Source organism: Legionella nautarum (assembly GCF_001467895.1).
GTDB classification, from domain to species: domain Bacteria; phylum Pseudomonadota; class Gammaproteobacteria; order Legionellales; family Legionellaceae; genus Tatlockia; species Tatlockia nautarum.
Genome location: NZ_LNYO01000019.1, coordinates 62,607 through 63,772, shown reverse-complemented (window position 1 = coordinate 63,772; position 1,166 = coordinate 62,607). Strand labels below are relative to the sequence as shown.

Here is a 1,166-nt window from a genome sequence, read left to right as displayed (position 1 = left end):
CCACGCTATTAATGAGTGATTCAGGATCAAGAAATGACAAAATGAGGGACCAAAGCTCTTCTGGTAACTCTGGGATTATATTCATTGTACTAACTTCGCGTAATTCTTTCATAATGATTTCCAACTTAAAAGGAGGATAATTATACATGGTGGTCAAATAACTTGCAAAAATAGTTTGCTTTTCGAGACTCCTAAGTGGAATGAGCGCTTTAATTCTCTTCAGCAAGTTAAGGAGCAACGAAGTTATTTAATGCAGACTGGACTGCGCTTCGATGCCGCTTTGATAAATGGAATCCCTGCCTTCGCAGGGATTATTCTGGGGGATGATTTGTTATCTATTTCGCAGCAAAAACCCCGTTATGTTTGGAGGACTCTTCATCTTGATCTGCAGCAGTTGCTTGAGAAGTTGCACCTGAGGATTCAAAAAAACGAAAGGGATTCTCAGCCTCTGCGCTTGAATTATTAGAGCTGCATTCTTCATCTTGATCCACAGCATTAAGTTGAGACACCGCACTTGAGGATTCAAAAAAATGAAAGGGCTCTTCAGCCTCTACCTTTGACGTAAAGCTCTGTTCTTCGGCAGATGCTTCTAGCACTGTTGCTGATTGCGCTTGTGCTAATTTTTCTTGCAGGAACTCTTTACAATCACCTCGAGCTTGCTGAAGCAGTGTTGCAATGGTATCTATTTTAATAAGCCTTCCTTGGTCTAAATCAAATAACCGTTTGAGTATATCTAATTTGCCGCCGTGCAGAGCTTGTGTTAGCGAATCAGTGCTTTTTAGTTCTCCTCGTTTCTCAATTGCATTTAAAAGGATAAAAGCCGATTTCTCGAGTCTGTTTTCTCTTTCGCTTCCACGAGTAATGAACTTGAGTTGGCCTAGTACAACAGAAAGTGCTGGTTCAGGCTCCGCCTCGTTATCTAATAAAAACTGCATCAGATTGTGTTGCTCACGTTCAGCTGCTGAAGATAATAGAGTTGTATTCAGTATTAAGCTTTGGTTAACGTGAATAAATTTTTTTTCTAAGGCTTGCTTTATCAGGTCAGTGTGGCCATTCCTGGCAGCCGAATACATAGCGCTTGCCATTGCATGTTCAAATTTGGTTTTTGCTCTTTCTAAGTTTTCACTGAGCTTTGCAATTTTTTCCTTTGAGAAAGAGGTTTTCGC

General features: G+C 40.5%; 1 protein-coding gene. It reads right to left on the bottom strand.

Going from position 1 to position 1,166, the window contains the following annotated elements; translation table 11 throughout:
- Nucleotides 1-335: 335 nt before the first annotated feature.
- The coding region (locus tag Lnau_RS10370) for a hypothetical protein (protein ID WP_193786810.1) at nt 336-1,166 on the bottom strand (831 nt) is incomplete at its 5' end.